This window comes from uncultured Leptotrichia sp. (assembly GCF_938036635.1).
GTDB classification, from domain to species: domain Bacteria; phylum Fusobacteriota; class Fusobacteriia; order Fusobacteriales; family Leptotrichiaceae; genus Leptotrichia; species Leptotrichia hongkongensis.
Genome location: NZ_CALHQO010000173.1, coordinates 1 through 7,993 on the forward strand (window position 1 = coordinate 1; position 7,993 = coordinate 7,993).

The window sequence follows — 7,993 nt, forward strand, 5'->3', positions numbered from 1 at the left end:
AGCCCGTCAGAAAAACGATATGGCACTTAGGAGCCTGGTCCCTGACTAGCTTGGCCAGTTCGAGGCCGTTCATCTGTGGCATATTGATATCGGTCAGCAGGATGTCAGCAGGATTTTCCTGAAATTTCTGCCAAGCTTCTCTTCCATTTTCAGCCTGGGCAATGACTTCCATACCAAACTGCTCATAGTTTACTAAGGACGCAATTCCCTGTCTTACCAGATATTCATCCTCTACAATCATAATTGAATACACAAGATTCAACTCCTTATTTATACTGGATTTATTATAGCAAATTTCCAATCAAAATGCTCTTAAACATAATCCAAAAGATAACCGTAGCCCTTCTCCTCCATCTCAGCTTTTGGAATGAACTTAATTGACAGACTATTGATGCAATAGCGCAAGCCGCCCTTGTCCTTAGGACCGTCTGTAAAAACATGGCCCAGATGGGAATTCCCAACCCGACTACGAACTTCCGTTCGAGTCATATTGAAACTCTTATCTTCTTTGTAAGTCGCAACATCTGGACTGATAGGACGGGTGAAACTCGGCCAACCGCAGCCTGAGTCAAACTTATCCTTTGATGAAAAGAGAGGTTCTCCTGTCACCACATCCACATAGATACCAGCATCAAACTTATCCCAATAGCGATTAGAAAAAGCTCGCTCTGTGTCATTCTTTTGTGTGACTGCGTATTCTTCTGGCGAGAGCTTGGACTTAATCTCTTCATCGCTAGGCTTAGGATAGCGACTAGCTTCGATAACAGGGTAAGCAGCTTGATTGACGTCGATATGGCAATATCCATTAGGATTCTTTTTTAGATAATCCTGATGATAATCTTCTGCCTTTATAAAGTTTTTCAGAGGTTCTTTTTCAACAGCTAAAGGCTTATCATATTTCTTTGCAACTTCATCAACTTTATAGTCTTCTATAATTTTATTTACTAGGTTATTTCTTTCTTCAATTGCTCTAGTGTTTAATAATCCGTTTGCTATTTGTTGATAAGCACTATTTGGAGTTACGTTTCCTAATTTTGCTTTTTCATTTTCGTAGATTTCAGCAATTTCTTCTTGAGTAACTTTTACATTTTTTCTTACTTGTAAATCTAAGTAGTAATTAACGTATACGTTATCTTTTATAATTTCTAAATCTTTTTTATTTTGTTCTTCAAATTTTTCATCAGCCATTTTTTTAGAAATTATTTTACCAACGATTAAAGTTTTTAGAACTTCTGCATCTCCTTTTGAGAAAAGAATTTCTTTTTTAGTGATTTCTATTTTATCTTGCATTTCTTCGACTAATTTGTTCAACTCTTCAGCTTCTAAAGTAGCTATTTGTTGATTTAACAAATCTCTTTGGATAATTTCCCTAGCTTGTGAGAAAGGAATATTTTGTGCATCAAAATTAGCTTTATTATCTGTATATAATTTTGTAACATCATTTTCATTTACAGAAATTTTATCTTCAATCATTTTAGCAACAAAAAATTTGTGTTTTTCATTTGTAAAGAAATAATCAAATTCTTCTTTTTCTTCTTCTGAAAATTCATATCCTTTTGCTACATCTAATATAGCTTTATTAGTCAAAACTCTTTTTATTCCGTCGTTATCCAATCCTTCTCTTTCTTCATCAGTCAAAGTTAATTTAATATCTTCAGCTTTCTTTTTTGCCATTTTTTCTCCTTAATTATAATATTTTTTTATTTTATCTCTTATTTTTTCCAAATCTTTTTTTTTCTGAATTTTCAAAATTAAAAATTATTACAGGACGAAGTTGATTGTATTTTTTAAATTCATACCAGTTTATTTTTTCAAATTGTACTTTTTTATCAAAATATTTTATAAAATGCTCTATATATGAATTAAAATAACCTTTTTTCTCATTTGCTTTTTTATAAACTAAAAAACCGCTGAAATCATTGTCATATTTCATATCTTTTTCTTTTCCATAAAACATCTTTAATTCTCCTGCATATTGGTTATTCTGATTATACCATCCAACTTCTCTGTATATTTTCCCTTTTTTATATTCATCAAAAATCTTTTCAATTTCAGAAAAATTATTTCCTTTTGATTTGTCATATAAAAGATTATTTAACACATATTCTCTAAATCCTAATCTATCTAGTATCGCAAGAAATAACGATAGCCTAAGTTCTTTATAATAATCCTTTTCATTACTTGTCAAAAAACTTGCATCATTTTCAGTTATAAGAACTTTTTCCATTTCTGGATTATTTGAATACAGATAGTTAGATTTATACACTATAAATCCTTCGTTTTTTCCCATGACATAAGTTTGTGGTACATAGAAATTATTTCCTTGCATTGGAACATACTCGACCTTATACAAATTTCTGTCTATTACCACATTAAACTCTCTTTCCATCATATCAGAAACCTGATTTAAGTATTCTTCTGCTTTTTTCTCCCTTATTTCCCCTGAATTTGCTTCCTTATGTTCATGTATTGCACTGAATATTGCTAAAAAAATCAGTGGAGACGACAAAATTAAGTTAAAACCTAGAAAAAGTAATAAAACAAAACCTATTTTTTTCATTTCACTGCTCCTTTTAGTATTATCGACTAATCACAAATCTATATAATTTGATGTATCTAATCCTGAAAATTCTTCATTTCGCATATGTGGAATAGTATATCTCATTATACAATTTCTTTTATAACAAAACAGCCTTAGATTATCACTAAAGCTGATTTACTATGAAATATTGCAGATAGTTAGCAGAAAACCCAAATTTCTTATATGGTTAGTACAAGAAATTTGAGTCAATCTTTAACTTTAAATCTTAAGTTATTTTTTTATAAGATTTAATAAATTATTATATCCAGTATCTTCTTATTATAATAAGGCTCTATCTCTTTTCGCAATTTTTCCTTTTCTTCTTTTGTTCCATCAAAATAGAACTCTATTATTGGATATATTTCATGTATCTTCATATACTCTTCCCAGTTTATTGTTTCAAGACTTCTTGGGGTACTAAAATATTTTTCATATCTTTTCCCATATTCTTCTATCACTTCTGAATTATAAGCATTGTAATACGTAGAACCTCCATATTTTTCTCTACAGTTTATATTATTTACATAGTTTAGATTATAAGATTGTTCAAACTGGCTTCCTATACCTCCACATTCCCAAATGTTACTTTCTATGTAATAAGTAATTTTCCCCTCATATTTTTTAAATATCTGCTCTATTTTTTCAAAATTATTTCCTTTCGTCTTATCATATATCAGAGTATTTAATATATATGGTTGTAATCCAAAATCTGCTATTACTTTTAATATTGTTGTTCCTCCATTATATCCAAAAAAGCTATTTCTCTCTCCCATAATATTATTAGCTCTTATTTCATAAAGTATTTCTTCAAGCTTTTTAAAATACTTTGATTTGTATGATATTCCTTTTTTCTTTAAACCATAATGAGGAGCTCCTTGGAAAAAAGAACCTGGTGTATAGTACAAGACTTCAATTTCATAATCATTCTTATTCATAGTGAAATTGTATTTAGTTTTTGCATCTTCTATTATCTCTTTTAACAACTCTTTTCCTATTTTAGTTTCTTTTATTTTACTTTTAATATTATATCCTGTAATCAATGATATTATTAAAACTAAAAATATAGATACTGATGTCAATAATATTTTTACTGCCTTCATTACTTATTCCATCCCTCTGGTCTTACAAGCAGTTTATCTATAATCTCTATTTCTTCACGCATCTTGTTAAAATCCTCGCTCATTTTATGACCATCATTATTTTTTTTGAGATTTCTTTCTTTATCAAAAGGATCCCCAGTATAATGATACTTGCTTTGATATATTATATTTCTAGATATTGGATTATATCCAAATTCCTGGTTTATTTCTAAAAATTATTTTACCTTTGATTTTACATTTTGAAATAATCCTTCTACAAATTCTGCTTTAGTTGTATCACTTCCAGAAATTTTTACAGTTCCTACTATTTCCCGTGCAAAAGGGTACACATTGTAAGTCCATCCATTCTTTGTAGTAATTTGACGAATATTTTTATTTTCTGATGCCGCTACTTCTGTAACTTCTACCTGTCCTTTGTATTTATTTTTTTCAAATAATTTCAAAATACTTACAAGTGCAGATTCATCGTGCTTTTCTATAATAAATTCAACTTTATCTGCTCCTGAAAGGTTTTGATACATTTGTTTTGCAAAATCTCCGTCCTTTTTCATTCCAAAAAGAAGATTTGCAAGTCCTCCTCTATTTACTGTTCCTGATATTATTGGACTTTCATAATTATCATTAATAACTCCAATTACAACTTTGTCAAAAGCTGAAAATGAAAGTGTTCCAAAAATAATAAATAATGCTAAAATTAACTTTTTCATTTGTGTCTCTCCTTTTTTATTTTTTCCAGTTTTATAAAAAATTTTAGTTGATTTATGCCTCTATCTTCTTCTTCCCTTCATAAATCCTCCACCAAGTCCTGGAATACCGCCACTGTTAAACATTTTCATCATCTGTTTCATTTGCTCAAACTGCTTTATCAATTTATTTACGTCATTTACCTGAACTCCGCTTCCTTTGGCAATTCTCATTTTACGGCTTCCGTTTTTTAGAAGTTTTGGATCACGTCTTTCCTGAACTGTCATTGAAAAAATGATTGCTTCGACCTTTTTCATTTCCTTTTCAGCCATTCCCATGTCAATCATGCTAGTGTCAACTCCTGGTATCATTTTCATAATTCCAGCAATTGATCCCATTTTTCTTATCATTTTAAACTGCTTTAAAAAATCTTCAAAGTCAAACTGGTTCTTTCTAAATTTTTCTTCCATTTTCTTGGCTTCTTTTTCATCAATAGCTTCCTGCGCCTTTTCTACAAGCGAAACAACATCTCCCATTCCAAGAATACGTGAAGCAAGCCTGTCTGGGTGAAATGGTGCGATATCATCCAGTTTTTCCCCTTCACTTATGAATTTAATTGGCTTTCCTGCAACTTCCTTTACTGAAAGGGCAGCTCCTCCACGAGTATCTCCATCCAGTTTTGTAAGCACGACTCCAGTAATATCAAGCTGTTCATTAAACTCTTTTGCCACATTAACTGCATCCTGTCCAGTCATTCCATCAACTACTAACAGAATTTCATTAGGATTAAAACTGTCCTTTATATCTTGCAGTTCGTTCATAAGCTGTTCGTCAATATGCAGTCTTCCCGCCGTATCAATAATCACATAAGTCGCATGCTCATTTCTTGAAGCCTCGATTCCCTGTTTTACAATTTCCACCGCATCTGTACTTTCATCGATCGTAAATACAGGAACTTTCACTTGCTCTCCTAATACCTTCAATTGCTTTTTCGCAGCAGGTCTATAAACATCTGCTCCAATCAGAAATGGCTTTTCTCCTTTTGATTTTAGATGTTTTGCTAATTTCCCAGAAAACGTAGTTTTCCCAGCTCCTTGAAGTCCAGAAAGCATTACAATAGTAGGATTTTTATCAGCTTTAGCAATCGAGACATTTGAACCTCCAAGCACTTCCACAAGTTCATCATTTACAATCTTGATAAATTGCTGTGTAGGATTAACTCCGCTAATAACATGTTCCCCTAGTGCCTTTTCTCGAATTTTTGCTACAAAGTTCTTAGCCACTCCATAGTTTACATCCGCTTCAAGCAATGCTAGACGTACTTCCCTCAAAGCATCCTTCATATTGCTCTCTGTCAACTTTCCCTGTCCGCTAACTTTTTTAAATATATCCTTAAATCTGTCTCCTAAATTATTGAACATTATTAATTTTTCTCCTTGATTTTATATATTTTTTTAATTTTTACTGAGTATAGGATAACATATTATGGGGAAAAAGACAATAAGCATAGCAGGTTATTTATGAATTTGCAAAAAATATGGTTTAATAAATGAAATTCAAATAAAAATCATAAGAATAATAAATTTTTATTCACTAAAATATATCCAGCCCTGTAGGAAGCAAACTCATAAAAACTGGAAGAGTCAAGAGTTTGAGATTAATTCTAAAAAAATTTTAAAAATAGGTTTATTGTAAAACTAGAAATGAGGTAAATAAATATGAAAAAAATAAATTTTATAAAAAAGGGAAATAAAAAATTTGCTTTATTTTCAGTGTTATTTCTAATTTTAAGCTGTTCCAACAAAACTGGAAATAACGTAGAAAATAAAAATAATACAGCGGATACTGAGCAGCAAAAGACAATTTCTCAGGAAGATTTGCAAAAGTACACTAAAAATGCCGTACAGACACAGGATGCTTTTGTAAGTGTACATAACAGCGTTAAAGATTCAATTGTAAATATCAGAACTAAAAAAACTGTTATAGTAAATACGTATAATCCGCTGGAAGAAATGCTTTTTGGACGTTCTGGAGGACAGGAAAAACGTGAATCAGGGTCACTAGGTTCAGGATTCGTTGTTTCAAAGGATGGATATGTTGTTACAAATAATCATGTTATTGATGGTGCAGATGAAATTTATGTAAAATTCTCAAATGGACGTGAATACCGTACAAAACTTGTAGGAACTTCGCCTGAAGTTGACATCGCTGTACTGAAAATTGATTCAAATGAGACTTTTAAACCGTTAGAATTTGCAAATTCAGATCAAGTCCAAATCGGACAATGGTCAATAGCCTTCGGAAATCCATTGGGATTAAACGACTCGATGACAGTTGGAATTGTAAGTGCTGCAGGACGTAGCTCGCTTGGAATTGAAGAAATAGAAAACTTTATTCAAACAGATGCCGCTATCAATCAGGGAAATAGTGGAGGTCCATTAATTGACATAACAGGAAAAGTTATCGGAGTAAATACTGCGATTTATTCACAAAGTGGAGGAAGTGTAGGAATCGGATTTGCTATTCCGGCAAACTTGGCAATGACAGTCAAAGATTCAATTATCGCAAATGGTAAATTTGAAAAACCATACATTGGCGTGTCTATGGGAAATTTAGATCAAGACAAAGTAAAAGCCCTTAATCTGAAATCTTCAAACGGAGTATTCATAGTCGATGTTGTGCCAAATAGTCCAGCCGCGGCAGCAGGAATAGCTAAAAATGATGTTATTACAGCTGTTGATGGAAAAGAAGTAAACTCTGCAGGTGCATTTGTTGGAGAAATTGCCGCTAAAAAAGTTGGACAAAATATAAAATTAACTGTATATAGAAATGGACAGCCAACAGAGGTGGCAGTAACGCTCGTAAAAACTCCTAGTGCGATTGAGCAGCAACGTATTATACAACAAAGACAGCAGCAGCAACTTGGAAGATAATAAAAAAGTTGAAAAAAGTATCCCAGTCATTGATTGGGATATTTTTTTATAAAATTAAAGCAATAAAAAATGGAGAAAACTCTTTCTTATAAGTTTGGCTCCATTTATTTTTTTATTTAGTTAATTCTTTTATTACTTCCAATGCTTTTTCGTAATCTGGATGTTCTGCAACTTCCTTCACATATTCCACATATTTAATAATTCCGTCTTTATCTACAATAACAGTTCCTCTTGACAATAATCTTAATTCTTTTATTACAAATCCATATTTTGTTCCAAAATCTAACTCTTTATGGTCTGAAGCTGTTAAAGCGTTTTTAATTCCTTTGTCTGCACAATATCTTCCTAATGCAAATGGTAGGTCAGCCGAGATTGTAAGCAGTTGAACATCATCTCCAAAACTTGCTGCTTCCTGATTAAATCTAGCCAGCTGTAAAGCACACACTCCAGTATCAACTGACGGAAATACTGCTACTTCCCAACTTCAACCTTGGTAACAGGTTACGATATCATCTTCTTCTGGGTGTCTCGTATGATCTTCCAATCCTTGGAATTCACTGGCCGTCAGCCATTCCAAAACGTTCTTATCCACGGTCTCATTCGTGACGAGCAAGGACGCAAGATGTCTAAATCTCTCGGTAACGGGATTGACCCAATGGATGTTATCGAGAAATACGGTGCCGATGCCCTTCGTT

Annotated in this window: 8 protein-coding genes and 1 pseudogene; 2 read left to right on the plus strand and 7 right to left on the minus strand. The window is 32.1% G+C overall.

Features of this window, described 5'->3' with window-relative positions:
* From Q0370_RS03415 to ffh, 6 genes are all read right to left on the minus strand, one after another.
* Positions 1 to 253 (minus strand): response regulator (locus Q0370_RS03415; protein ID WP_299572165.1); only part of this gene is annotated, 253 nt, incomplete at its 3' end.
* A 59-nt stretch (positions 254 to 312) separates the two neighbouring features.
* Positions 313 to 1,674 (minus strand): peptide-methionine (R)-S-oxide reductase MsrB, encoded by a 1,362-nt coding sequence (gene msrB / locus Q0370_RS03420; RefSeq protein ID WP_299572168.1) that lies wholly within the window; start codon positions 1,672 to 1,674, stop codon positions 313 to 315.
* A 31-nt stretch (positions 1,675 to 1,705) separates the two neighbouring features.
* Complete coding sequence (locus Q0370_RS03425; RefSeq protein WP_299572171.1) at positions 1,706 to 2,560, minus strand: hypothetical protein; 855 nt, start codon at positions 2,558 to 2,560, stop codon at positions 1,706 to 1,708.
* 269 nt (positions 2,561 to 2,829) lie between these two features.
* A complete protein-coding gene (locus tag Q0370_RS03430) occupies positions 2,830 to 3,681 on the minus strand; it encodes a hypothetical protein (protein WP_299572174.1) in 852 nt (283 codons plus the stop codon).
* Between the two features lie 215 nt (positions 3,682 to 3,896).
* On the minus strand, positions 3,897 to 4,388 hold the full coding sequence (locus tag Q0370_RS03435; RefSeq protein ID WP_299572177.1) for a hypothetical protein: 492 nt from the start codon (positions 4,386 to 4,388) through the stop codon (positions 3,897 to 3,899).
* A gap of 60 nt (positions 4,389 to 4,448) precedes the next feature.
* A complete protein-coding gene (gene ffh, locus Q0370_RS03440; RefSeq protein WP_299572179.1) occupies positions 4,449 to 5,786 on the minus strand; it encodes a signal recognition particle protein in 1,338 nt (445 codons plus the stop codon).
* A 297-nt stretch (positions 5,787 to 6,083) separates the two neighbouring features.
* Here ffh and Q0370_RS03445 point away from each other — a divergent pair, with 297 nt between their 5' ends.
* Complete coding sequence (locus Q0370_RS03445; RefSeq protein WP_299572182.1) at positions 6,084 to 7,298, plus strand: trypsin-like peptidase domain-containing protein; 1,215 nt, start codon at positions 6,084 to 6,086, stop codon at positions 7,296 to 7,298.
* A gap of 112 nt (positions 7,299 to 7,410) precedes the next feature.
* On the opposite strand, the gene Q0370_RS03450 is transcribed toward Q0370_RS03445, so the two are convergent.
* Positions 7,411 to 7,743, minus strand: coding sequence for a peroxiredoxin (locus Q0370_RS03450; protein ID WP_367270821.1), 333 nt, complete (start codon positions 7,741 to 7,743; stop codon positions 7,411 to 7,413).
* Positions 7,744 to 7,770: 27 nt separating this feature from the next.
* On the opposite strand from Q0370_RS03450, the pseudogene Q0370_RS03455 reads away from it, so the two are divergent.
* Positions 7,771 to 7,993: pseudogene (locus Q0370_RS03455) on the plus strand (class I tRNA ligase family protein); the annotation flags it as partial.

Bases quoted from the DNA above. Each gene is read 5' to 3' on its own strand.
- msrB (WP_299572168.1), bottom strand. From the start codon at position 1,674: ATGGCAAAAAAGAAAGCTGAAGATATTAAATTAACTTTGACTGATGAA.
- Q0370_RS03435 (WP_299572177.1), bottom strand. From the start codon at position 4,388: ATGAAAAAGTTAATTTTAGCATTATTTATTATTTTTGGAACACTTTCA.
- Q0370_RS03425 (WP_299572171.1), bottom strand. From the start codon at position 2,560: ATGAAAAAAATAGGTTTTGTTTTATTACTTTTTCTAGGTTTTAACTTA.
- Q0370_RS03430 (WP_299572174.1), bottom strand. From the start codon at position 3,681: ATGAAGGCAGTAAAAATATTATTGACATCAGTATCTATATTTTTAGTT.
- Q0370_RS03445 (WP_299572182.1), top strand. From the start codon at position 6,084: ATGAAAAAAATAAATTTTATAAAAAAGGGAAATAAAAAATTTGCTTTA.
- ffh (WP_299572179.1), bottom strand. From the start codon at position 5,786: ATGTTCAATAATTTAGGAGACAGATTTAAGGATATATTTAAAAAAGTT.